This window comes from Streptococcus sp. IsoGale022 (assembly GCF_031142805.1).
GTDB lineage: Bacteria > Bacillota > Bacilli > Lactobacillales > Streptococcaceae > Streptococcus > Streptococcus sanguinis_A.
In genome coordinates, this window is record NZ_JAKZJI010000009.1 from 20857 (window position 1) to 46138 (window position 25282).

23 protein-coding genes and 1 pseudogene are annotated in these 25282 nt (G+C 43.1%); 6 read left to right on the forward strand and 18 right to left on the reverse strand.

Annotated features, from left to right (window positions below; all coding sequences use genetic code 11):
* Positions 1-10: 10 nt before the first annotated feature.
* From RG608_RS06060 to RG608_RS06070, 3 genes are read right to left on the reverse strand one after another with little or no spacing between them, the layout of a single operon-like run.
* Positions 11-685, reverse strand: coding sequence for an ABC transporter ATP-binding protein (locus RG608_RS06060; RefSeq protein WP_002895848.1), 675 nt, complete (start codon positions 683-685; stop codon positions 11-13).
* The gene (locus RG608_RS06065) at positions 672-1937 is read right to left on the reverse strand and encodes an efflux RND transporter periplasmic adaptor subunit (protein WP_268686527.1); all 1266 of its coding nucleotides are present in this window, start codon (positions 1935-1937) and stop codon (positions 672-674) included. The genes RG608_RS06060 and RG608_RS06065 overlap by 14 nt, the downstream gene beginning before the upstream one ends.
* A 28-nt stretch (positions 1938-1965) precedes the next feature.
* Entirely contained in the window at positions 1966-2238 is a 273-nt protein-coding gene (locus RG608_RS06070) for a hypothetical protein (protein ID WP_002895853.1), read from the reverse strand.
* A gap of 242 nt (positions 2239-2480) precedes the next feature.
* Between RG608_RS06070 and RG608_RS06075 the strand changes: the two genes are divergently transcribed.
* Together RG608_RS06075 and RG608_RS06080 are read left to right on the forward strand one after the other, a co-directional pair.
* On the forward strand, positions 2481-3491 hold the full coding sequence (locus RG608_RS06075) for a lactonase family protein (RefSeq protein WP_268686526.1): 1011 nt from the start codon (positions 2481-2483) through the stop codon (positions 3489-3491).
* Positions 3492-3559: 68 nt separating this feature from the next.
* On the forward strand, positions 3560-3751 hold the full coding sequence (locus RG608_RS06080) for a hypothetical protein (protein WP_268686525.1): 192 nt from the start codon (positions 3560-3562) through the stop codon (positions 3749-3751).
* Positions 3752-3797: 46 nt separating this feature from the next.
* Here the strand turns inward: RG608_RS06080 and mgtE are convergent, their stop codons facing one another.
* Together mgtE and eno are read right to left on the reverse strand one after the other, a co-directional pair.
* The gene (mgtE, locus tag RG608_RS06085) at positions 3798-5138 is read right to left on the reverse strand and encodes a magnesium transporter (RefSeq protein ID WP_268686524.1); all 1341 of its coding nucleotides are present in this window, start codon (positions 5136-5138) and stop codon (positions 3798-3800) included.
* A 339-nt stretch (positions 5139-5477) separates the two neighbouring features.
* Positions 5478-6782 (reverse strand): surface-displayed alpha-enolase, encoded by a 1305-nt coding sequence (eno, locus tag RG608_RS06090; protein WP_268686523.1) that lies wholly within the window; start codon positions 6780-6782, stop codon positions 5478-5480.
* A gap of 208 nt (positions 6783-6990) precedes the next feature.
* Here eno and RG608_RS06095 point away from each other — a divergent pair, with 208 nt between their 5' ends.
* Positions 6991-7440: a DUF1694 domain-containing protein gene (locus RG608_RS06095; RefSeq protein ID WP_268686522.1), complete on the forward strand. Its 450-nt coding sequence runs from the start codon at positions 6991-6993 to the stop codon at positions 7438-7440.
* A 1-nt stretch (position 7441) separates the two neighbouring features.
* Positions 7442-7780, forward strand: a complete 339-nt coding sequence (locus tag RG608_RS06100) for a nuclear transport factor 2 family protein (protein WP_308946709.1) — start codon at positions 7442-7444, stop codon at positions 7778-7780.
* Here the strand turns inward: RG608_RS06100 and RG608_RS06105 are convergent.
* The 9 genes and pseudogenes from RG608_RS06105 to RG608_RS06145 all read right to left on the reverse strand — a co-directional run bounded on the left by RG608_RS06105 (position 7777) and on the right by RG608_RS06145 (position 19670).
* Positions 7777-8895: a glycerate kinase gene (locus RG608_RS06105; RefSeq protein WP_268686520.1), complete on the reverse strand. Its 1119-nt coding sequence runs from the start codon at positions 8893-8895 to the stop codon at positions 7777-7779. The two genes, RG608_RS06100 and RG608_RS06105, sit on opposite strands and share 4 nt — an antisense overlap.
* Before the next feature lie 9 nt (positions 8896-8904).
* On the reverse strand, positions 8905-9552 hold the full coding sequence (gene serB, locus RG608_RS06110) for a phosphoserine phosphatase SerB (RefSeq protein ID WP_268686519.1): 648 nt from the start codon (positions 9550-9552) through the stop codon (positions 8905-8907).
* 150 nt (positions 9553-9702) lie between these two features.
* Positions 9703-11427 (reverse strand): septation ring formation regulator EzrA, encoded by a 1725-nt coding sequence (ezrA, locus tag RG608_RS06115; RefSeq protein WP_268686518.1) that lies wholly within the window; start codon positions 11425-11427, stop codon positions 9703-9705.
* Between the two features lie 86 nt (positions 11428-11513).
* Positions 11514-13463, reverse strand: a complete 1950-nt coding sequence (gene gyrB / locus RG608_RS06120) for a DNA topoisomerase (ATP-hydrolyzing) subunit B (RefSeq protein WP_002895870.1) — start codon at positions 13461-13463, stop codon at positions 11514-11516.
* Positions 13464-13475: 12 nt separating this feature from the next.
* A complete protein-coding gene (locus RG608_RS06125) occupies positions 13476-14042 on the reverse strand; it encodes an HAD-IA family hydrolase (RefSeq protein WP_308946710.1) in 567 nt (188 codons plus the stop codon).
* 235 nt (positions 14043-14277) lie between these two features.
* Positions 14278-14828: pseudogene (locus RG608_RS06130) on the reverse strand (DJ-1 family glyoxalase III).
* A gap of 72 nt (positions 14829-14900) precedes the next feature.
* The gene (locus RG608_RS06135; RefSeq protein WP_268686515.1) at positions 14901-16133 is read right to left on the reverse strand and encodes an FtsW/RodA/SpoVE family cell cycle protein; all 1233 of its coding nucleotides are present in this window, start codon (positions 16131-16133) and stop codon (positions 14901-14903) included.
* A 12-nt stretch (positions 16134-16145) separates the two neighbouring features.
* Positions 16146-17126, reverse strand: coding sequence for a YeiH family protein (locus RG608_RS06140; RefSeq protein WP_268686514.1), 981 nt, complete (start codon positions 17124-17126; stop codon positions 16146-16148).
* A gap of 99 nt (positions 17127-17225) precedes the next feature.
* Entirely contained in the window at positions 17226-19670 is a 2445-nt protein-coding gene (locus tag RG608_RS06145; RefSeq protein ID WP_308946711.1) for a bifunctional DnaQ family exonuclease/ATP-dependent helicase, read from the reverse strand.
* A 134-nt stretch (positions 19671-19804) separates the two neighbouring features.
* Between RG608_RS06145 and RG608_RS06150 the strand changes: the two genes are divergently transcribed.
* Positions 19805-20443: an MBL fold metallo-hydrolase gene (locus RG608_RS06150; protein ID WP_268686512.1), complete on the forward strand. Its 639-nt coding sequence runs from the start codon at positions 19805-19807 to the stop codon at positions 20441-20443.
* Positions 20444-20523: 80 nt separating this feature from the next.
* Here the strand turns inward: RG608_RS06150 and ftsX are convergent, their stop codons facing one another.
* The 3 genes from ftsX to prfB all read right to left on the reverse strand — a co-directional run bounded on the left by ftsX (position 20524) and on the right by prfB (position 23275).
* The gene (gene ftsX, locus RG608_RS06155) at positions 20524-21450 is read right to left on the reverse strand and encodes a permease-like cell division protein FtsX (protein WP_268686511.1); all 927 of its coding nucleotides are present in this window, start codon (positions 21448-21450) and stop codon (positions 20524-20526) included.
* Positions 21443-22135: a cell division ATP-binding protein FtsE gene (ftsE, locus tag RG608_RS06160; RefSeq protein WP_002895890.1), complete on the reverse strand. Its 693-nt coding sequence runs from the start codon at positions 22133-22135 to the stop codon at positions 21443-21445. Before ftsE ends, ftsX begins: the two co-directional genes overlap by 8 nt.
* A 44-nt stretch (positions 22136-22179) precedes the next feature.
* A protein-coding gene (prfB, locus tag RG608_RS06165; protein ID WP_125341648.1) for a peptide chain release factor 2 occupies positions 22180-23275 on the reverse strand; the annotation gives its coding sequence in 2 pieces (ribosomal slippage) (positions 22180-23202 and positions 23204-23275; 1095 coding nt in all).
* Between the two features lie 311 nt (positions 23276-23586).
* Here prfB and RG608_RS06170 point away from each other — a divergent pair.
* Entirely contained in the window at positions 23587-24447 is an 861-nt protein-coding gene (locus RG608_RS06170) for a metallophosphoesterase (RefSeq protein ID WP_268686510.1), read from the forward strand.
* Here the strand turns inward: RG608_RS06170 and RG608_RS06175 are convergent.
* Positions 24441-25232, reverse strand: a complete 792-nt coding sequence (locus tag RG608_RS06175; protein ID WP_268686509.1) for a DUF2785 domain-containing protein — start codon at positions 25230-25232, stop codon at positions 24441-24443. The genes RG608_RS06170 and RG608_RS06175 overlap by 7 nt on opposite strands.
* Positions 25233-25282: the final 50 nt, after the last annotated feature.

The following is a 25282-nucleotide window of genomic DNA, read 5'->3' on the forward strand; positions in this document are numbered from 1 at the left end:
AGCTTCCTTTCTATCCTATCGCTTTGCTCTCTATATTACCGTCCCGCAGGATAACCGTCTGCTTGCAGAGTTGGGCTACTTCCGGCTCATGGGTAATGATGACAATGGTCTTACCCTCATCATTAAACTGCTTAAAGAGGTCCATAATCTGCACACTGGTCTTGGTATCCAGGGCCCCCGTTGGTTCGTCACCAAGGATGAAGCTGGGATTGGTTACCAAGGCTCGCGCAATGGCTACCCGCTGCTTTTGACCACCAGACAGCTCCATAGGCTTGAAATCGCTTCTTTCTTCCAGTCCGACCAAGCGCAGCATTTCTAGAGCCCGTTCCCGTCTCTCTTTTTTAGGAATTTTCATGTAAGTCAGAGGCAGTTCTACATTTTGACAGGCCGTCAGCTTGGGCATGAGGTTGAAATTTTGAAAAACAAAGCCAATCTTCTGATTGCGCAGATCGGACAGCTGATTGTCAGACAGCTCAGACACATCGGTCCCTTCAATATGATAAGTCCCTGAACTTGCCTTATCCAGACAGCCGATAATGTTCATCAGAGTGGACTTACCAGATCCAGACGGTCCCATGATAGCCAGAAAATCCCCCTCTTTCACATGCAGATCAATTCCTTTTAAAATTGGAAATTCCTGACTGCCCTGCTGATAAGATTTGTGGATATCCTTAAGCTTTAACATGCTGTCCTACCTCCATCCCTTCTTCCATACCTACTCTCGGTGTTGAAATGGTATCCTGCATAGTCAAACCTTCTGTAATCTCCACCAAACTGTCAGAAACTTTCTTGGTCTTGACTTCATGCATTTTCAGAGTCTTGCCCTCTACTTTCCAGACATAGGTCTTGCCATTTTTACTGAAAGTATAGGCCTTATTGACAACTACCTTTCCTGCCTCGGGAGCATTCTCCACGATGTTGACATAGGAATGGGAACCAACCAGCGGCATTTCACCGCCTTGATCCAGCTCTACAGTATAAGGAAACTTACCTTGGTTGGGGTTTTCCTGTTGCTTATTCCCACCATTATTATTGGAAGTGTTTTCTGCTGTCAGACTGCCGACCTGAGTTACCGTACCACTCCATCGCTTCTTAGGATCCTTGCGATCCACCACTTCCACTTTCTGACCGACACTCAGCTTTTCACGGTCAAATTCACTGACAGTACCTTTAATCAGAGTTTTGGACTTGTCCATAATCTCAATAAAGTTTTCTTCTTCCTTTTTGGCCTTGGACTGATTGGGCAAATCTTCATTCATAGAAGTAATCGTTCCTGCTGTATCTGCAGTCACAGTATCATACTTCATCCGGTCTGATTCTGTCTGAGCTGTCACCTGAGCCTTTTCAGCCTCAATCTGAGCTGTCGTTACTTCATTATCCGCCGTCTTGGCATCGCTCAGCGCCTGAGCCAGCTCATCTTCAGCTGACTTTATCTGCTCCAGCAGTGACTCATCCTGACTGGAATTGTATTTGTCCTTGAGTGAGTTTAAGCTGGCCAACTTACGATTATAGGTTTCCCATTTAATCGCAGCGCTGTTTTGAGCCGCTGTGATGCCATTAGCCTTGGACTGGGCATCATATTGAGCTGACTGGGCTGTCAATTGCTGCTCTGTCACATAGGAAAAGAGCGGCTGCCCTTGTGTAACGGTATCGCCATTTTTGACAAATACTTCCTTGACTTCCCCCTTAGAAGGGTCAATCTTGACCTTACTGCTATTGTTGGCAACTACTTCCCCAGATAAAACCAGGCTTGTTTTTTTACTGTTATTGACAGCTTCTTGGACTGTCAGCGAATCAATCGTCTTATCTACCATTTTCATGGCCTGTTGTTGATTGATCTGTCTAAAATACAGATAGCCTCCCAGCCCAGCACAAGCAAGAATGACCGTGCTGCCCAATAGAATGGTCTTACGATTCATTTTTTTTCTTCGAAACATATTGCCTCCAACCTACATGTTTTAATCTTTATTCAGCTTCTGAGCTAGATCCTGATCCATCTTCTGGAATTTCCTCACCATCTGCTGGAATTTGGATAACGTTCCCATCAGGCATTGTGTATTCTGTCACTTCTTTGCCATCGACTGTCTTGGTCTTCTTATCAACAGCATCTTTCTGGAAGTCCACTTGTTTTCCATCCTTAATTTCTGAGTTATCAGCTTCTTTATTTCCGCATGCGGCTAAAAAGAATCCTGACATTCCGATAAGAGCAACGAGCATAGCAATTTTTTTAACGTTCATTTGATTTCTCCTTTGTTTAGCAAGCAGGAAGTTTGTTGCTTCCTGACAGTAATTGTTTTTTTGAACAATTCCATTCTAACAAAGCCATCTATCCCCTTCCTACCCACTATCTGTTTTTTATCTGTTTTTTCGAAACTAATACTATTCTTTTGAAAATCAGGCAAATCCTCCGCTCTAAGACCTATCATCTGCTTTTATGATATAATAGTAGCAAGAAATCTAAATACATACGAGGTAATGGAATGACACAAACGGTTTACTTTGGAACCTATACTCGCATAGATTCCAAGGGAATTTACAAGGCAGATTTTAATTCTAACAAAGGAACTTTAGAAAACTTAACCTTGGTTGCTGAAGAGCCCAGTCCAACCTACCTAGCCTTTGACAAGGCTGGACATCTCTATTCTGTCGGAACAAAGGACGGACAGGGGGGCATTGCAGCCTTTGACCAGGCAGGTCAGCTTCTCAACCATGTCGTCGAAGAAGGAGCTCCGCTTTGCTATGTCGCAGTCGACGAAGAGCGTGACTTGGTATACGGTGCTAACTACCACAAGGGACAAGTCTTGGTCTACAAACGCCTGGCTGATGGCAGACTGGAACTGACTGACTCAGCTACCCATCAAGGTCAAGGACCACACGCCAATCAAGCCTCTGCTCATGTCCACTACACTGACCTTACACCAGATCAATACCTGATTACCTGCGACTTGGGAACTGATGAAGTCACCACCTATGATGTTGCTGAAGACGGAAAGATTACCTCTCTAGATACCTACAAGTGTGCCGCTGGAGCTGGTGCCCGCCATATCGTTTTCCACCATCATTATAAAATCGCCTATTTGATCTGTGAGCTTAATTCTACTATTGAAGTCCTGATTTACGATGGAGTCGGCCATTTTGAACACCTGCAAACTGTCTCCACCTTACCAGAGGACTTTGAAGGTGCAAACGGAACAGCTGCTATCCGCCTGTCTGCTGATGGCAAGTTCCTCTACGGTTCCAACCGTGGTCATGACTCTCTTGCCGTTTACAAAATCTTAGCTGACGGCAGTTTGGACTTAATCCAGATTGCACCTACCAATGGTCAAAATCCGCGTGATTTCAACATCACACCGGATCAAAACCATATCATTGCTGTCCATCAAGACTCTGACAATGCAACCATCTTCAAACGCGATGCTGAAAGTGGAAAATTAACAGAAATCTCCCATGATTTCTATATTCCCGAAGCTGTTTGTGTGACCTTTAAATAAGCAGAATTCTTGTCTTTCTATTAGAAATTTGATTAAATAGTATAAAAAATTACTAAGGAGCAACATCTATGAATTCAGTAGATTTATTTAACCAAGTAAAAGAAATGATTGAAAAGAAAGACTTTGATGGTGCCAAAAAATTTATTGAAGAAAACAAAGACAAACTCGGTGAATACCTTGATCAAGCTAAAAAACTAGTAGCTGGAAATGAAATGGCTAGCGGCGCGATTGATAAAATTAAAGGTTTGTTCGACAACTAAGAAAACAAAAACGCTTGAAAATCAAGCGTTTTTTGTGTATCATTTTTTATACAATCAATGGTAAGAAAACTTGTGCTAAGCCTAGAAAAGCTAGGTAACCCAATACATCTGTTGCCGTGGTAATGAAAATGGTCGAAGCTAGAGCTGGATCCTGATTCAGTGTCTTGATAATCAGCGGTACAAAGTAACCAAATAGAGCACCACATGCTAGATTGATCATCATTGCCAATATCACAATAACAGACAGATAGAAATTTTGATAGAAGACAAACATGACAATCGCTGCAATCAAGCCAGTAAAGAAACCATTAACCAAAGCTAGCACGATTTCTTTGAATACTAAATACCGATCTTCTTTCAGATCTAGTTTGCCCAAGGCAATCCCCTGGATAACCAAAGCAAGTGTCTGAGAGGCAGAATTTCCGCCCATTCCCGTGATAATAGGACTAATCGCTGCTAATGCTACAACTTTTGAAATCGTATCATCAAAAAGTGCTACTGTCGCAGAAGCTAGAAATGCTGTTACTAGGTTAATCATTAACCAAGGTAAGCGTTTCTTGAGTGATTCTTTGAAAGGTCCTCCAATTTCTTCACTTTCTTGGACACCACCCATCCGCAAGATATCTTCTTGGTACTCTTCTTGCAAAACATCGACGATATCGTCAATTGTGATGATTCCTAGCAATACCTGCCGATGATTGACGACCGGTACGACAGATAAATTATATTTGGCAGAAAGCTGGGCTACCTCTTCTTGGTCAACCTCTGGCGTCACAGTCACTAACTGAGTGTTCATAAATTCGCTGAGTTTCATCTCCGCATCATGAATAAACAAATCACGGATATCAATCCAGCCAACTAGCGAATGATGCACATTTCTAATAAATAAGGTATCAATAACTTCTGTATTGGGCGAAATTTCTCTCAATTTATTGAGAGTTGCTGAGACGGTCAGATTTTCATTTAAGGTAATGAATTCTTTCGTCATCAGACCACCAGCTGTCTGAGGATCGTAAGCCAACATAGCTTTCAAATTCTCTTGACTGGCATTTTTCATCATACTTAAGTATTGCTTACGCAAGTCCACACTCAAGTAACCCAAAATATCTACCACATCATCATCTGGCATAAGATAAAAAAGAGTGCTGGTACGTTTGAAAGAAATCGATTGGATAATCTGTCGTTGCAACTCCGGCTCGGCTTCTTTTAAAATCTCTACCAATTGATCATCACTAGCCATTTCCGTAAAGGTTTTGAGGAGATTCCCTTCCTCATCCTCCAAGGCCTCCAAAGAAAGAGCAATATCAATGGGATAATAATCGTCAAATATCTGATTAAAAACTTCCCTATCCTGTGATAGTAAGACCTGATTTAATAATTCTTCCATTGTACTCCTCCTTCCACTTTGCTAGTATACCATAAAAGACTGATTTTGATACAAGAAAGCTATAAAATCTTCAGTAAATCACTCACTTTTTCAAGCATGTAGTCACAAGGAAACGCAGGAATTTCTTGATTATATTTTCCGAAATAAAAACTGTCATTTTGTCCTCTAATTTTTCAAGGGAAAGAGCATGCCCAGCCCTACGCACTACTTCTAGGAAAAAATGATAAATCTCCCTCTCATCAATTAGGGGGAATCCTAAATCAAAAAATATCCATTGTTATATCTTTACACATCAAAAAAGCTAGGACTAAGTCCTAGCTCCTCTTATATCTTGTTAGATTATTTTTTCAAGTTATAGAAAGCTTGAAGACCTTTGTATTGAGCAACTTCACCAAGTTGATCTTCGATACGAAGCAATTGGTTGTATTTAGCAATACGGTCTGTACGTGAAAGTGAACCAGTCTTGATTTGACCTGCGTTAGTTGCAACAGCGATGTCAGCGATTGTTGAATCTTCAGTTTCACCAGAACGGTGTGATACAACTGCAGTGTAACCAGCTTCTTTAGCCATTTCGATAGCATCGAATGTTTCAGTAAGAGTACCGATTTGGTTAACTTTGATAAGGATAGAGTTTGCACATCCTTCTTTGATACCACGTGAAAGGTAGTCAGTGTTTGTTACGAAGAAGTCGTCACCAACAAGTTGTACTTTCTTACCAAGACGTTCAGTAAGAGCTTTCCAACCATCCCAGTCATTTTCATCCATACCATCTTCGATAGTGATGATTGGGTATTTGTTAACCAACTCTTCAAGGTAGTCGATTTGTTCTGCAGATGTACGAACAGCAGCGCCTTCACCTTCAAATTTAGTGTAGTCGTATACTTTACGTTCTTTATCGTAGAATTCTGATGATGCACAGTCAAATCCGATAAATACATCTTTACCTGGAACATAACCAGCAGCTTCGATAGCAGCGATGATAGTTTCTACACCATCTTCAGTTCCTTCAAAGCGAGGAGCGAATCCACCTTCGTCACCAACGGCAGTTTCCAAACCACGAGATTTAAGGATTTTCTTAAGAGCGTGGAAGATTTCAGCACCGTAACGAAGAGCTTCTTTGAATGTTGGAGCACCAACTGGCAAGATCATGAACTCTTGGAATGCGATTGGAGCATCTGAGTGAGATCCACCGTTGATGATGTTCATCATTGGAGTTGGAAGAACTTTAGTGTTGAATCCGCCAAGGTAGCTGTAAAGTGGCACTTCAAGGTAGTCAGCAGCAGCACGAGCTACAGCGATAGACACACCAAGGATTGCGTTCGCACCCAATTTACCTTTGTTAGGAGTACCGTCCAAAGCGATCATTGCACGGTCGATGGCTTGTTGGTCACGAACATCGTAACCGATAATAGCTTCAGCGATAACGTTGTTTACATTATCAACTGCTTTTTGTGTACCAAGACCACCGTAACGAGATTTGTCGCCATCACGAAGTTCAACTGCTTCGTGCTCACCTGTAGAAGCTCCTGAAGGAACCATACCACGTCCGAAAGCACCTGATTCAGTATAAACTTCTACTTCAAGTGTTGGGTTACCGCGTGAGTCTAGGACTTCGCGAGCGTAAACATCAGTAATAATTGACATTTCTTACTCTCCTTATTATTTAAAATTATTTACTAGTCTATGATACCTCAAAAACGCTTTTTTTTCAAGGAAAAATAGAGAATCTAAGCAAATTTGAGAAATTTCGCACAAGAAAACGATTCCAAATTTACTATATAAATGTTTTTCCAGCAAATCAGAAAGAAGATTCGACCTTTTAGAATTTCTCCTTTTATGGTACAATTTTATTATGACTGATATTAATAAAGTAATCATGGAAAAAGCTCAGGGCGGAGTCAAGCTCAACCCTGATGAACAGCGTAGGTTTTTAGGGACTTTTGAGGAGCGAGTGCTGGCTTCTTGCTCCATTGAGCAAGTCAACGACTCTTTCATTCGCAATCATTTCAAAGAAATGCTCAGCAGCATCATGAAAAACTGCCAACCAGTAATTGTCAAAATTTCCCCAGAAGTCGAGTCTAGCAATCAAATCTTTTATCTAAAAACCTCTAAGGAACTAGGCTGCGAAGCGACTATCGTCTCAAGTGATTACCAGGCTTCTCCTTTTGGACTGATTGTCCATAGCGACCATCTGGTCCAAGTAGATGACAAAGACATGAGCCAACAGTTTGCTAGTCTCCTTCAGCTAGCAGAAAAACCAGTAAAAGAAAAGCGCTCCCTATGGAAAAAATGGTTTAGCTAGGATGACAAATTTAGAAAAACTTTTTGCCTTCTTTGAAGCTGAAAATCAGCGCGATTGGCAAACTTATGAGACTTTTCTTTCTAATCATGTAAGCTGGGAATTACAGGGTGACACAACCGAAATAATCAAAGGTAAAGCTGACTACCTGACTAAAATTCAAAAAGTCTATCATAAGAACCCCGTCCAGTTTCGTTGCACTCATTATCAGCTTAGTCCCAACCAGAATCGGATTGTGACCCTTCTAGAAAATGACGTTGGTGACCTTTCTTGTGACATCTTCTTCTTTAAAAAGGGCATGATTGTCAAAGAAATTGAATATCTACTAAAAAAAGCGGACTAATCGCTTTTTTTCATTTTTAGTACATTGCCAATATTTCTTGCTGTACGAATCAAATTTTGCTCCGCCTGCTCTAGAATCCTATCCAAACTATCTGCTCTTGCAATAATGGGAAAAGCTGCCTGGATATTTTCAATCGGGAAATCCGGCAAATCATCAGCCAGGCTACCGCAAATCGCCAGTACAGGGATACCTTCTAACGTTCGTCTTGCGACCCCGACTGGTGCCTTGCCCGCCAAAGACTGACGATCCATCCGCCCTTCGCCAACTACGACCAAGTCCGCTTTTTTTACTCTGTCATCAAAATCCAGTAAGTCTAAACAGGTTTCAATCCCCGAAACGATTTTTCCACCAGCAAAAGCAATCAGTCCTGCTGCCATTCCGCCTCCGGCTCCGGCTCCCTCCATATCAATCACCTGAGGATTAACCAACTGATAGAAATCAGACATAGCCTGATCCACTTGAGAGAATAATAAGGGAGATAGGCCTTTCTGACCTCCGAAAACAGTTGTCGCACCTCGCACTCCACAAAGAGGATTGTCTACATCCGTCAAAATCTCAATCTCAACTTCTTTCAAGAAAGCAGGAACCTGCTCAGCTGATATTCGAGCGACCTTTCCCAAAGACGAGCCAATGGGGCGCAGTCTATGATTATCCGCATCGAAAAATTCATAGCCCAGGCCCGCTGCCAGTCCAATCCCACCGTCGTTACTGGCCGAACCACCAACACCAACTAAAATCTTTCTGACACCGTCTTCAGCCAGGTGCAAAATCAATTCTCCCAATCCTTTGGTCTCTATGGCCAAGGGATTTCGTTTTTCCTGAGGAATAGAGGCAAGTCCGACTAAATCAGCCATTTCAAAAAGCGCTTGCTGACCATTTCTGGCGTAGGGCATTTTTACTGGCTGGCCAAAGGGTCCAGTCACAGTGTGGTAAAATTCAGCCCAGCCCAAGGCTGCTGTCAGCGCAGCCATTGTTCCCTCGCCCCCGTCACCCACCGGCAGCAAGTCAAAGCTGGCATCTGGCATGGCCTGAGAAAAGCCCGTCTGCAGAGCTTGAGCAACCTGAGGAGCTGACAAACTTTCCTTGAAAGAATCCGGTGCAATTAGAATATGCATGCTTCTCTCCTATTCTTTTCTATTGTCTAAAAGATCAATGACCCGATAGAGATTGCATTCTTGAATCTGATAAGGAGCCCGCTCTCGCACGATTGGCTTGGCCATAAAGGCAATTCCTATCCCTGCTGCCTGAATCATAGGCAGATCATTGGCGCCGTCCCCCATAGCAATTGTTTGATTTAATTCCAACTTATTTTCAGCCGCCCATGCTTTTAGCATGGCAAGCTTGGTATCCTTAGTGACAATCTTTCCTAAGACTTGGCCTGTTAAAAAGCCCTGCTGGATTTCCAAACGATTTGCCTTGACATAGTCAATTCCAAGCTGCTCAGCCAGTCTGTCCACCGTTTCATGAAAACCACCTGACACCAAGCCTACTTTATAACCACGTTTATGCAACTCCTTGACCAAGTCCTCGGCTCCTGGTGTGAAGTGAATCCTTTCAGCAATTCGAGCAAAAATATCCTCTGGCAGGCCTTTTAAAAGTGCAACACGCTCACGTAAGGCAGCTTCAAAGTCCAACTCTCCTCGCATGGCACGCTCGGTAATAGCCGCAACCTGAGCTCCTACACCCGCTTCCTCACCTAGCAGGTCGATCCCTTCTTCCATGATTAAGGTACTGTCTACATCCATGACTAACAAGCCTTTGACTGTTTTCATTGTCCGACCTCATTCTTTCTATTTTTTTGTATTATACAGGAAATTCTATTTCAAAACAAGCTGGGGAAAATTGAAGTCCCAGAATCCTTGTTACTGACTGTTCTCTAGCTTTCTCTTTGTAAAAGAAAAAAGTTCCCTCAGGAACTTTTTTTAAAAACGAATATTCTCGCGTGTTTTTTCGTAGGATGTCACAAAGCGCTCGGTCACACCTGGCTCGACAAGATCCAAAGCTTTTGAAATGATTTCCAAGGATTGAGCATAGTCGTAGTCATGTTCAAAGACATACAAGGACTTATTGAAAGCTGCTTGTACATTATCATCAAAGGAACGATAGCGGTTTGAATACTGCAACAACTGCTCAGTCAAGGTAGCATCTTGGACGATACGATAGGTTTCTTCTTCCAATTGCTCCATATCATTTCCTAGAATTTCCAACCAACGGTTAACTGATTCGATATTGACTCGTGTAGCTTCCAATTCCTTCACCAACTCTTCAATATTATTGCTGGTTGAGAAGAAAATTTCTAAGAAAGAGTCTGGAATACCTGGCAAATTGCGTTTTTCCATATATCTCTTAATGGTATGCAATTTGTTAGCATAGATATTGACCTTCTGGCGAGCATTGGCATCATCTTTTTCAATCTCTGCCAGTGCTTCACCAAGAGAAATCTGCTCATCTTCGATTTCTTTCAAGCGCTCTTGGATAGCTTCCAACTCTTCCTGAACCACTGAATAAGCTTGTTTGGTTTCAGAAGAATCTTCTACCGCGCTCAACACCACATCTTCCTGGGCAGAAAGTTCAGCTTGCAACTCCTTGACATGAGAAGTCTCTGTATCAGAGAGAAGGAAGGTTTGAGATAAACGTTCTAACTCTTTTTGGAGTTGCTGGTTGTTTTCCTTTGTATGAGCCAGATAGCTAGGCAAGTTCTTAATCAGCTTCTCCACTACTTTGTGGGCTTCTATTTCCCGGGTAAAAATTTTATAGAGAGCGTTAATCTCTTCTTGCGCCTGCTCATTTTCATACTCAGCATTATCCAGCTCTAGAGCTGAAATATTGGCTTCGTTGCGTTTGAGACTTGCATGGAGCTGCTGGAAGCGAGACTCTAAATCTGTTTCGATAAAGTGATAACCAGATTCCAAGAGCTTACGGTGACCAGATTCTAAGTCTTCCAACTGATCTGGCAATTTCACAGTCAACTCTTCAACAATAGCAGGAACTTTCTCAACAATATGTGTCAGAGCAAGAATATGATCCTCTGCCTTGTCCAAGATTTCAGCTGCTTCAACCGGGTCACCAGAAGAATTAAGAGTTACAAACTGAGAAAACTCTGACTGGATATTTTCCAGCTGTTTCTCAATCTCAGCTAGGGCTTGCCCATACGAGTCTGCATTCTCCGCCACCTGAGTTTGCAGTTTTTCAAACAAATCCAAGGCATGGAGCACACGACCGCTGTTTTTAGACTCTTGCTCTTTAAGATCTTCCAAGGCAGCACGAATCATCTTGATATCTTCGTCAATCAAATCGATCTGACTCTCAATATTGCCGATAGCATGCTTGGCTTTTATGAAACGGAAAGAATTATTGTAACCTTCTGCTTCAAATAGATTATTTTCGATATCAGCAAATGAATTTAAGGACAAGTCTACCCATTTTTGATTCCATTCACGGAAGGCTACCTGACTCTGCCCAATCAAATGCATATTTTTTACTTCTTCAACTTCATCATTCACAGGGAGATTATAGAGTGCTTCTTTTCTCTCCTCCAAATTTTGAAGTAAAGCTTCATTTCTCTTTCTCATCAGAACTGCAGTACCATAGCCGACAACCAAAAGCAGAGCTACCACAGCAACGAGAATAACTAGTCCAATAGACATATAGAACTCCTTCACATTGTTACTATAAAGCAAACATAATGATTATATCATATTTTTGCCCATAATGGTTGATTTTTCTGATTTTTTTAGACGTCGAGCGTACTGTATACAGCATTTTCTTCGATAAATTCACGACGAGGTTCAACGCGATCCCCCATCAGCATGTCAAAAATCTTGTCAGCTTCCGCTGCATCATCCACTGAAACCCGTGCCATCAAGCGATGTTCAGGATTCATAGTTGTCTCCCACAGCTGATGGTCATCCATCTCTCCGAGCCCCTTGTAGCGTTGAATGGTTGGCTTGGAGCGGCCTTCACTGTAGCGAGCCAAAGCAGCCTGAAGCTCTTCTTCCTGATTAGCACCTGGCTGGATATATTCTTTGACTTCACTTCCGACCTTGACACCGTAGATTGGCGGCTGAGCGATATAGACAAATCCAGCTTCCAGAACCGGCTTCATATAGCGGTAAATCAAAGTCAAGAGCAGGGTCCGAATGTGGGCTCCATCTACATCAGCATCAGTCATGATGACTAATTTTTGGTAGCGGGCCTTGCTGACATCAAAGTCAGCTCCAAAACCAGTTCCCATAGCAGTAAAGAGACTGCGAATTTCTTCATTGGCCAATATCTTGTCCATGCTGGCTTTTTCAACGTTGAGAATCTTACCGCGAATTGGCAGAATAGCCTGGAATTCACGGTTACGGCCGGACTTAGCTGAACCACCCGCTGAATCCCCCTCCACGATGAAAAGTTCAGTTTCCTGAGGGTCGTTAGACGAGCAGTCAGCCAATTTACCAGGCAGATTGGAGATTTCCAAGCCAGACTTCTTGCGGGTTACTTCCCGAGCTCGCTTGGCAGCAATTCGGGCCTTAGAAGCCAAAATTCCTTTTTCAACGATTTTTCGAGCCACCGCAGGATTTTCCAAAAGGAAATCTGAGAAAGCTTCACTAAAGAGGCGATTGGTAATCTTGACCACTTCGCTATTGCCCAGCTTGGTCTTGGTCTGACCTTCAAACTGAGGGTTGGGGTGCTTGACAGAGATGACCGCTGTCAGTCCCTCACGCACATCTTCCCCAGTCAGATTGTCCTCGTTTTCTTTGAGAAGCTTGTTTTTCTTGGCATAGTCATTGATAACCCTTGTCAGGGCAGTCCGGAAACCTTGCTCATGCGTTCCACCCTCGTGGGTATGGATGTTATTGGCAAAGCTCATAACTGTTTCATGGTAGCCAGTTGTATACTGCATAGCTACTTCAACTGTAATATCGTCCATTTCACCGTCGGTATAAATCGGCGTTTCAAAGATTACATCCTTATTTTCATTGATGTATTGAACATAGCTGGCAATCCCACCCTCATAGTGGTAATCCTTGACCTGCTCCATTCCATCTCGCTTATCAGTAATGGAAATTCTAAGACCACGGTTGAGGAAGGCTAATTCTTGCACCCGCTTATTGAGCTTTTCAAAGTCAAATTCTACTGTTTCAGTGAAAATCTCTGGATCCGGTGTAAAGTGAACTGTCGTACCTGTACGGTCTGTCTCACCAATGATTTCTAGATCAGCGACTACATGACCGCGACGGTATTCTTGGTAATGAATCTGGCCATTTTTATAAACGCGAACATCCAGCTGAGTGGACAGGGCATTTACAACGGAAGAGCCCACACCGTGCAAACCTCCTGATACCTTGTATCCGCCACCGCCGAATTTTCCTCCAGCATGGAGAACAGTAAAGACGGTTTCCACGGCTGGACGGCCTGTTTTCTCCTGAATATCAACGGGAATTCCCCGACCGTTATCCACTACTGTGATGGAATTGTCTTTTTCGATAAAGACTTGAATGTGGCTGGCAAAACCAGCTAGAGCTTCATCAATCGAGTTGTCAACAATTTCCCATACTAAATGGTGCAGACCTTCCTTGGAGGTCGAACCAATATACATGCCCGGACGCATACGAACGGCTTCTAGACCTTCTAAGACCTGAATCTGACTGGCATCATATTCTTGGGCCTGTATATCTTGTTGCTTTTCTTCTGTCATAGTGTTCCTTTTCTAATCAATATCTATAAATTCTTCAAGATGCTGCATATTATCAAAGAGATAGGTATCAAATCCAGCTGCCTGCCCTGCTTCAATATCCAGAGGACGGTCACCAATAACCAAGCCAGAGGAAATCTGATACTTGTCTTTTAGATAGAGCATGGAGTCTGGTGAGGGTTTCCTTGGAAAACCATTTACTGCTGTCACTACTTCTGTAAATGCTGATGAAATGGCAGTTTTCTCCAAGATTTCTAGCACTTGGTTGTCCCGGTGGGAGACCAGAAAGTTCCGACCACCCTTGACCACAATCCGCCTAAGCAAGTCTGCCGCGCCGTCAAATAAGACAGGGTGAGACAACTCTTCTGCTTCATTGGCTTTATAAAACTTTAAAAAGTCTTTTTCTTGGGGAGCAAACTGCTGGACAGCATAGTCTGTAGACACCTTGAGGGCCTTATAAACTTCGTCGTGACCAGCTTGTAGACCAAACTCTTTCAAGGTTTGAACAAAAGCTGCTGTCGAAGTTTCATAATTATCCAAGAGTGTTCCACCTAAATCCCAGATGTAATCTTGATAATTCATACCTTTCATTATACCATAATTTTCATGAAAAAGGGGCTAATATTTGCCCGAATCCAGCACTTTTCCGACTTTTTTCAAGCCTTTTTCTAAACAAAATATCTCAAAGAATCTAAAATTTAAAAATAGCTGCTGGTTTCGTCCTTTCCAACAGCTCTAACCCCCTACCAAATAGAGGACGACAAAGATGAATAAGTGTTCAAAAAAGCTGGGACATATTTTGAGTCCCAGCCTCTTTTTAGTTTCCAAATACATCTGTATAAAGCATGGCATCAGCCAACTGATCAGCGTCCCCTCCCAGCTGACGAACCAGCTCATAGGCGAAAGCCAAGGCAGTCGATGGACCACGGCTAGTAATCAGCTTCCCATCAACAAGAACTGTTTCTTTACGGTAAGTTCCATTTTTAATATTGTCTTGCGCACCATCATAGCAAGTGAAATACTTACCAGTCAAGATACCTGCACGGTCAAGAGCAATGGGAGCGGCACAGATGGCAGCGATGAATTTATCCGCCTGCTGAAAATCCTGCAAAAGCTGCATCAGACGGTCATCGTCACGAAGATTGGCCGATCCTGGCATCCCCCCCCTGGCAAAATGACCATATCGTAGTCATCCAGCTGCCCCTTCCAGACCTGATTCGCTTGAACAGTGATGGCATGAGACCCAGTCACTGATTCATCAAAACCAATCATATCACAGACAAGACCTGCACGGCGCAAGACATCCACAACTGTCAAGGCCTCGATTTCTTCAAAACCGGGAGCTAAGAGTAAAGCGGCTTTTTTCATGAAAATATCCTTTCTGAGATGAGCCAGTCACAAAATCGCATCTGATTTGTGAGTCAAAAACTTGCTTTATTTTTATTTTAATTTCTTTAGTACGACTTTTTTTCGGACTGCAGGAATTCGCTCCTTCTTTTCATCCGTCAGGCTGTTCTGATAGGAGACGGACAGCAGGAGACCAACACCGATAAGATTACTGATGATGGAAGAACCACCCTGTGAGATAAAGGGCAGCGGAATCCCTGTCAGAGGCAGAATCCCTGTCACCGCTCCAATATTTTCAAAGATATGGAAGAGCAGCATCATGATAAAGCCAGTTGAGATATAGGTATAAAACTGGTTGTTGGATTTAATCGTAATCTTGAGCATGCGGTAAATCAGCAGTAAATAGAGCATGATAACCAAGGTCGAGCCCAAAAAGCCAAAATCTTCTGCAATGACGGTGAAAATCATATCGCTTTCCCGAACAGGAACCAAGAGATTCGAAACATTAAAGCCTTGACCAGTCAGACCGCCGCTTCCGACAGCGATTTGTCCCTGTGCTTGCTGGAAGGTGGTCGTCTGAGCATAGTCAAAAGGATGAAGCCAAGCCAAAATCCGATTGATTTGGTAGGTTGGCATGCCAAGATTATGCAGAAAAGCACGGCCGCCATCGGAAATAAAGATAAAGAGAAATCCTCCCAACAGCAGGACTCCCGTCAGAAAGACCGGCAGGATAATCTTCCAAGAAACACCAGACAGAAGAACGATACCGCCGTATATAGCAACAAAAACTAGAGCTGTTCCCAAGTCACTCTGAAGGGTTAACAGAACCAGAACAGGCACAGTGTAGAGCCCAAGCTTCAGAATTAGAAAAAAATCTAAAGCCAAGGTTCGCTCATCCTGCTTGTGTTGCTGGAGAAAGTGGACCACCAGCCACGACAGCATAAGGATGTAAGAAATCTTCATGAATTCCGAAGGCTGAAAGAGGGTCACCCCACGAATAGCAATCCAGTTTTTAGCACCAGTGGAGGCTACCAGCGATTCACTGTAAAAAATCAGAGGCAAGACCATGAGGCCAAGACCAAAAACATAGAGATAGGGCGTAATTTTCCAGAGAAACTTGGTGTTAAAAAACATGAGAATAAAGCTGAGCAGGAAGCCCACCGCAATCCAGGCAATCTGCTGCCCAACCATGGGCCAGGCATTGTCAGGATAATCATGACTAACAGCAATGTATATAGCTACAACACCGATTGAGAGCAGCATCAAAACGGGCAAAATTAAACTATAATCAATCCGAGACTCAAACGTCCGTCTTTGATAGGGCATAGTCCCTCCTTTTTAGAAAAAATACTGGATAATCAAGCTAGAAACAGCAACGCAAAACCAAGCGAAGGCACCAGTCAGCAAAGGCGCTGCTCCTGCTTGCTTAAACTGCTTAAAGGAAACCTTTGCGCCAATAGCTGCTAAGGCCATAGCCATCAGCCACTGAGAAATGAATTTTGTATAGGGGATGACAGCAGCCGGCAAAAACCCAAGACTGCTGACAAGTGAAGCTAGGACAAACCAAGCTATAAACCAAGGAAAAATCTGTTTCAAATTTGTCTTTTGCGACGACTTCTTAGACTTGATATAGCGATAAGCTGCGAAGATCAAACAGGCCGGTACAATCATCAGAGCCCGACTAAGCTTGACAATGGTCGCCAAGTCCCCAGCTGACGGGCTATATGTATAGCCTGCTGCCACTACTGACGAAGTATCATTGATGGCTGTTCCAGCCCAAGTCCCGAAAAAGGCGTCCGACATCTGCAGCAAATGCCCTAAAAAAGGGAAAATGAATACCGCTAAGATATTGAAAAAGAAAATAGTGGAGATGGACAGGGCGATTTCCTCTTCGTCAGCTTCTAAGATTGGTGAAGCAGCCGCAATGGCAGAGCCACCGCAGATGGCTGTTCCAAAACCGATTAAAATAGTCAAGACGCGGTTCATTTTAAAGAAACACCCAGCCAAATAGGCCGCCAGAAAGGCTATCAGAATGGTGATAAGACTGATACGAAGAGAAGAAAGCCCCGTCTCAGAAACCTGACCTATGGACATGGAAAATCCCAAAAAGATAATGGAATACTGCAGCAATTTCTTCCCCGAATAGCTGAGTCCTTCCTGAAAAACAGCTGGCAGCTTCATGCTGTTGTTCAAAACAATCCCAAAGACAATAGCCAAAACACTAGAGCCTATCAAGGGAAGCAAACCGCCTAAAAAGATAGAAACAGCTGCTATGCCAAAGGATAACAGAATTCCTGGTAAATATTTTTTCACGAACACCCCTTCTTTCCTATGCCTTTCATTATAACAGATTTTGTCACGAAAATGTAAATGGACCTAAAAAATCAGCCGATAAAACTCAGCTGATTTCAGATAGTTTCAGTCAAAAAAGTCTTGTAATTCCTGCATAATGGCTGCCTCTGGCAGAATTTCCAAAGAGGCCAATTGTGACAGATGATGCTGAATCTGCTTGCCATAGCGTTTGCTAGAGATTCGGTTGTCCAAAAAAATAACAGCTGACTTCTGATGTTCGTTGCGCCGGGTCCTACCAATGGCCTGCTTAAGTCGTAAGATGGCAAGAGGCAGTTGATAATCATAAAAGGCATTCTTACCTTCCGCTTTCAGGCGGCTGTTAATCTTCTGTACAAAGAAATCCTTGGGATTGTCAAATGGAATCCGAGTAATCAGCTGAATAATCTGATCTTGCTCAGCAAAATCAGCCCCCTCCCAGAAGCTGCCAGAGCCCAAAAGGATACCTGCCTCTCCTCTATCAAAACGCCGCTTGATATTGCCAGCATCGCCATTTTTATATTGGGCCAAATGCGGAAGAGCCAGCAAGTCCGAAACAGTTAAAAGCAAGTCTTTAGAGGTGAAGAGAACGACGATAGGCAGACCGAGTTCCGCCACTTCTTGCAGACACGCAACAATCTCTCGGGCAAAATCCTCAGTTGACAAATCCACCACTGCTGGAAAACTTTCATCTAAAAAGAGCTTCTGCAGTGGCTTCTTCTTGCTTTTCAGCTTGTAAAAGTGATAACTTTCAAAGCCTAGCAACTGCGCCAAATTGACCTTTGAGCTGATTTCCAGAGTGGACGAAACCAAGATAACCTTAGCTCTTTCAGTTAAAAAATCTGTGAAATGCAGCAATTCTGAACGGCCAGCATGCAACGTCATCAAGCGATGGTCTGTCAATACTTCATCAACCAACCAATAATACTGGTATTTGCCACTGAACAAGTGCTGCAGCTCAGGCAGTGCACTAGTCTTTAACTCAGACACATCCTGAAGCAGCCGGGCAATCTTTTCCTGACTTAGCTCAGATGTTTTCTTGCGATGCTTCTCTGCGGCATCAGCCAGCTCAAACTGAATGCTTTGCAAAAGCCGTTGCTGCAAAAGTTCCCCTTCTTCCTGAAGGAGATGATTTATCTGCTGCAGCGTTTTAGTTAGATTTATACTGGACTGAGAGAAGCTTTCCAAGGCGAAAAACATCTTCTGAGCTTCATCAACTACCAGAATGCGATTGTCCAGCAAAGACTGGTCATCCTCTAAACGCATTAGTAGGTAAGCATGATTGGTAATCACGACTCGACTGGTGGCCGCCTTGACCTGTCCCAACCGCCAAAAATCTTCCTCATAAAAAAGAGAATGTTTGCTCAGCTTGCCATCATGACGGATTTCATTGAAGTAGCTTGAGAAGCGATGAGCCTGCCCGATTTCATTCAAATCACCTGTTTTGGTTTCTGTCAGCCAGACCAAGAGTTGCAACTTGCAACGATTAACCAAACGGTTGTCATATTCCCTATCCAATGTCTGATAGAAATGGTCCAGCTTGAGATAATTCTCCGGACTCTTAAGACTGTGAAAAGAAATACCAAATACTTCCTCCAACAATCGTCCTTCCTTTTGCAGCAGCTGGTCCTGCAGGATCTTAGTCGGAACCGTCACTAGTACTTTTTCCTGACCTCTAGATAGAATGGGCAGCAAATAACCAAAGGTCTTACCTAATCCTGTCTGCGCCTCTAAAAAACTAGGCTCCTGCTGGTCCAGAGCTTCCTCCATAAAATGAGCAAATTTGAGCTGTTCAGACCGCTCTTCTAAGCCCAGTAGGTATAAATTGGTCAGGAAATCTTGCGACAGTTTCTTTTCCGAAGTCAGCTTTTGGGGACGTCGCAGGAAAATACCGTGGCAGGATTGCAGTTCATTATCTTGCTGATCCGGCATCGTCTGACAAACTTCCTCGATAGCCAGACGCGACTCATAGATAATGCTGTCAGCTAGAGTCAGCATTTTGACAACCAAGGCCTTGGGAAGACTCTTGATTTTTTCTTGTATTTTTAAAAAAAGCTGAGCCGTTGCTTGAGCATCTGCCAGAGCAGTGTGGGCGTTTTCTAAAGAAATATCCAGCAAATTACAGAGATTGCCCAAAGAGTATTTATCAAAAGTCGGGTAGAAGACCTGAGCCAGCTCTACCGTGTCCACACGCGGTGTCAGCAAGTCAAACCCTTCCCAGAAAAGGGCCTCTGCTAGTAGATTTGCATCAAACTTGACATTATGAGCGACAAAAATCGCATCCTGAATCAGCTCATATACCTCAGCTGCTACCTGAGAAAACTCCGGGGCTCGGCCAAGCCGCTCATCATTCAATCCCGTCAGCTCTTTGATATGCTCATCCAGTTCCTCATGAGGATTGACATCTGTTTCATAAGTCTTGGTAATGATTCCATTCTCAATCAGAACAATGCCAATCTGGATAATCTTTGCACTGCTGCCCGTTCCTGTAGCCTCCAAGTCCACAACAGCATACTTATAATTATTTTCTGTCATACTGCTATGATTATATCATAAAAGCCATTCTGAGACATCTGAAAATTTTCAGCCCTAGCCTAGAAAGCAATTCTGTGCAAAAAAACGCTTTTCTGTTACACTCAATAGCATAATACATTTTCCGAGGAAATCAAATGAAGATTCATAAAATTATCAACCTTATTGCTTTTGAAAATACCTATATCTTAGAAAATAACCAGGGTCTCCTAGTCGTCGATCCTGGCAGTGACTGGAAAAAGATTGAGCGCAAGCTAGAGGAACTCGCCAAGCCTGTGATTGCTATTCTCTTGACCCATACCCATTATGACCACATTATGAGTTTAGAAAAGGTCCGGGAGCACTTTGCCGCCCCACCTGTCTATGTGGCTGAGAGCGAAAGCAGCTGGCTCTACACACCGACAGATAACCTATCTGGTCTGGCGCGCCATGCTGATCTGGATGATATTATCTGTCGACCAGCAGAAGAGTTTTTCTCCTACGAAACAGACTATGATCTTGGAGGCTTTCACTTCTATGTGCTTGCAACACCTGGCCACTCCATCGGAGGTGTCTCTCTAGTCTTTCCAGATGACCACCTTGTTTTGACGGGTGATGCCCTCTTTCGGGAAAGCATCGGACGAACGGATCTGCCGACTGGAAACATGGAGCAATTGCTGACATCCATTCGCGAGAAACTTCTGGTATTGCCCAAAGACTATGCTGTTTATCCTGGTCATGGTCATGATACCACTATTTCACATGAAAAAATCTTTAATCCATTTTTAGCTCAGTAGCTATTTAATTGATTACCTAATAGTTATCTATAACAAAACCAGAGTTTGAAATTCTTCAAACTCTGGTTTTTTATGTATTATTAAATCTTCAAGAAGCGTCTCATAGAGAAAACAGATCCCAACGATCCGATAAGAATACCTAATACGAAGAGTATTGCTATCATAATCGGACTAAAGAGTTTCGGATCAATCATAGAAAGCCCTTGACCGACTAGGCTCTTATTCATAGTCTGGAAGGCTATTTTGTATATAAAATACACTGCCACTGACGGAACTGTTGCCCCTAGCAAGCCAATCCATGCCCCTTCAAACAGGAATGGTCCACGGATATAGCTATTCTTGGCACCAACCAAGCGCATAATTTGAATTTCTCGACTGCGGGAAATAATGGTAATCCGAATAGTATTGGAAATGAGAAGGACAGCAACAAAAATCAGAAGCGCTGCACCAATCAAGCCCCACGTTTGGATAAAATTAGAAAGCGCAAAGAGCTTTTTAGTGTTGGTACCACCATTTTGAACCTCTGAAACACCATCAATCTTCCGAGCATCTTTTGTAACAGATTCTACATACTTAGGCGCCTTGGTCTCAACAATATAAGCATCGTAAAGTGGGTTGGCATCACCGTCAAAAATCTTCCACTCGCTACCCATGGTTTCTGTCAGCTGCTCATATTGTTCTTCCTTACTAGAAAAAGTAACCTTATCTACATTTTTCATAGAAGTCAGAGCATCATAGACCTTATGGTAGTCCTCATTCTGAACTGTTTGGCCTTCTTTTACAATCGTTTCGCTATTATCGGCAACATCCTTACGCATGTATACCATGACGCGGACATTGTTTGAAATATCATTTGCCAGCTTAGCTGTATTTAAAATTACTGAAGCAAATACAGCCACTAAGCTCAAGGTAATCATAACCGAGCTGACAGCTGCTACAGTCATCCAACCATTCCGCGTAAGACTCTTAAGCGACTCAATCAAATGGCGAAAAAATCTTCTAATCATCGTATCCGTATTCTCCTTCCGCTTCATCACGTACCACACGGCCATTTTCAATGGCAATAACGCGGTGACGCAGAGTATTTACAATCTGACTATTGTGGGTTGCCATCAGGACAGTTGTTCCCTGAAGGTTAATCCGCTCTAGCAGGTTCATAATCTCCCAAGAATTATCTGGGTCCAAGTTTCCTGTCGGCTCATCCGCAATCAGGACTTTAGGGTTGTTAGCAATAGCACGCGCAATGGCAATCCGCTGCTGCTCACCACCGGACAGCTCATTAGGGAATGAGCGAACCTTGTGCTTGAGACCAACCAGGTCCAGCACTTCCATAACCCGCTTTTTAATATTGCGGCGGCGCTCACCGATAACTTCCATGGCATAGGCAATATTCTCATATACTGTCTTTTTAGGAAGAAGTTTATAGTCCTGGAAGACTACTCCGACCTGACGGCGCAGCATTGGAACATCACGCTTCTTAATCTTAGCTAAGTCAAAATCAGCTACTTTAAGACTTCCCTTATCCAGCTTTATCTCCCGGTAAAGCAAACGGATAAAGGTTGACTTTCCTGCTCCTGAAGGGCCTACAATATAGGCAAACTCCCCAGGTTCTACGTTAATAGACACACTACGCAGGGCAGTGGTCCCGTTGCCATACTTCTTGACAACATCTTTCATTTCAATTATTGACATCTATTGAAATTTCCTTTCAATCTAATTCTAATCTCTTGCATTTCCTAGTTCAAACGCCATTTCAAATAAGCGTCGATGAAACCATCCAAATCTCCATCCATCACCTTGTCCACCTGTGCTACTTCGTAACTGGTCCGATGGTCTTTGACCATGGTATAAGGCGTAAAGACATAGGAGCGGATTTGACTGCCCCAGGAAATTTCCTTCTTATCTCCCTTGAGTGAATCGACTTCGGCTGCTTGTTTCTCTTGCTCTAGCTGATAAAGCTTGGCCTGTAGCATCTTCATCGCTCGATCACGGTTTCCATACTGAGTCCGGTCAACCGTAGACTGCACCACAATTCCTGTAGGAATATGGGTCAGCCGCACACCAGTAGAAACTTTATTGACGTTCTGTCCGCCGGCTCCTCCCGAGCGGAAAGTGTCCATCTTAATATCGTCATCGCGAATTTCCACCTCAATGGTGTCATCCAGCTCTGGCATGACCTCTACTGAAGTAAAAGAAGTATGGCGACGTTTAGCTGAGTCAAATGGTGAAATCCGGACCAAACGGTGGACTCCCATTTCTGACTTGAGCAGACCATAAGCGTGCGGTCCTTCAAATGAAAGGGTTACTGACTTAATTCCTGCTTCATCACCAGCTTGATAGTCCAAGACTTCTACTTTGAAGCCCTTGGCATTGCCAAAGCGTGTATACATACGCAGCAGCATATCTCCCCAATCCTGGGCCTCTGTACCACCAGAGCCCGGGTGAATTTCAAGGATAGCATTGTTATTGTCGTAAGGCTCAGATAGGAGCAGGGTCATTTCATAGCTGGTCATCATTTTCTCGAGTTCGTCCAGCTTTTCTTCCAACTCTCCTTGAACCGACTCATCCTCGGCCAGAAAATCAAGCAAGATTTCCGATTCATCAAAAAGCTCAGTCATCTGATGGAAATTTTCATAGGTTTGCTTGAGTTCATTCAGCTCTTGAGATGTCTTCTGGGCTGCAATGTTGTCATCCCAAAAGTCGGGTTCTGTCATCTTATTTTCTAAGATGGCAATTTCTTCTTCCAGACCTTCTAAGTCAAAGAGACCCCCTGAAAGAAGCTAATTTTTCACGATTTGCGTCAATCTTTTGACGAATTTCTGAAATGTCCATAAATACCTCTTTTCACATATCGTTTAATTATAACATAAATTAAACAGTTTGCCTAATCTCACATTCAGCAGCTTACATTTTATCGGATTTTCCCTAGCTAGGCAAGACAAGCGGCTCCTTGTCACCTAATTGTTAGAAAAGTAATATAATGACATGGGGTTGGAAGAATTATTTCAAGCCTTCCTAGACTTCATTCATGGAAAAACGAAATACAAAATCACTATAATTTATGAGGTGTTCGGATAAAAAGGGAGACACTCCATAGGGCCTTAAGCATTTTCAAGTTTTAAAAAATATGCTAGACTAAAACCATGACAAGAATCGGATTTATGAGCGACCTCCATCTGGACTCCAATCAATTTGGGAATTTTGAGCGGAAATCTCTTCGCCTGCTTTTAAAAGAGGAAGGGATTGACCACCTACACATTGCTGGAGATTTATCCAACGACCTGACCAATATCAGTTTGCCCTTTCTTGAAACTTTGAAGCAAGAGATTCCCCTTTCTTTTAATCTGGGAAATCACGATATGCTGGGACTTTCTGAGCAAGAAATTTCAAACTATGATTTTCAGGTCCAACAGTTCGGCCAGACCAAGCTCGTCAGCTTTTCTGGCTGGTATGACTACAGCTTTGTTCCAGAAAAAAGCAAGGAAGAGCATCTGAGAACCAAGACAAATTTCTGGTTTGACCGCAGATTGGAGCGTCAACTCGACGATCCTAGCATTACAGCTCAGACACTGCAAGAGTTAGCAAAACTGTTGGCAACTTTAGATGGCCCCATTATCGTTGCTCTGCATTTTGTCCCTCATCAAGACTTTCTATACGACCATCCCTATTTCCAGCGCTTCAACGCCTTCCTAGGAAGCCAAGCTTTTCATCGGCTCTTTGTCAAATACAAGGTGAAAGAGGTTGTTTTCGGCCATCTTCATCACCGCCACCAAAGCCGTGTTATCGAAGGTGTCCGTTACCATATGCGTCCTCTGGGCTACATCCGCGAATGGGAACTGACTCGGAACTTTTTTAATGACTTTCCTCAGTATAAGATTCCCCAGATGTATCGTCTCCACAAACGTTATAATGCCGTTAAAGATTTAGAGCAATTTCTAGACTATAAGAAAAAACATCTAGCAGCTGAACTGCGAGACGCTTTAACAGTAATTGAAGTTCAGTAATGGAAATGTTGAATAGCAGTTCTCAGCTCATCTGAGAGCTGTTTTTTGCTGTCCAACTGCACAAAGACTTCTAATAAGCAGGAGCGAAAATTGGAAAAAGCAATGAAGTCTTGGTTGTTTTCCAATGGAAAACTCTGTGATTGAAGCCACAGTCTAAGTTCATGCTGCGACAGTTTTTCCTTTAAGACAGCTTGATAGAGCACCTGGGCTAAGCGCCAATCCTCATCATTTCCGAAACGGACTAAAACTCTTTTAAAAACTTGATGAATGACCTCTAAAACCTCTGGCATCCTACTGGAGGGAAAGTCCGGGTGACAAGCCACTTCTGTCAATAAGTCTGCTCCATGAGCGAAGGCATGAACCCAACCGTATTTCCTGGAGTAACCCCTTGTGTCTCTTTCTACTGACAGGTAGGTTAGCCCCTTATCTAGTAAATATTTTCTTCCTTGCACTGATAAAGCCTGATAATACGAAGAGTTTGGATTACCATCACAGTTTAAGAGATTGGCATAAAGTAAAGCCGTGAAGGAACGTGTTAAGGTAGCTTGACCATTTTTATCACTCTTGTAAAAAAGTCCTTGTCTTTTGACTGCTTCTTGAGCCAAGAAACGAAACTGTTCAACTGAAAACAGGTCAGCCTGAAGTCCCCTAGCTAAGGACGAAAAGACTAACTCATCACGGATTGTCGCTTCTGGATGACCAATATGATCCAGTAACCATAAGATTTCTTCCTCATAATATAAAGGAGAAGCCTCTTCCAACTTCTTTCGTAAATTTTGATACATACTTTCACCGTCATTTCGAGTTGCTTTCTTTGAATTTGATTATATCGCCT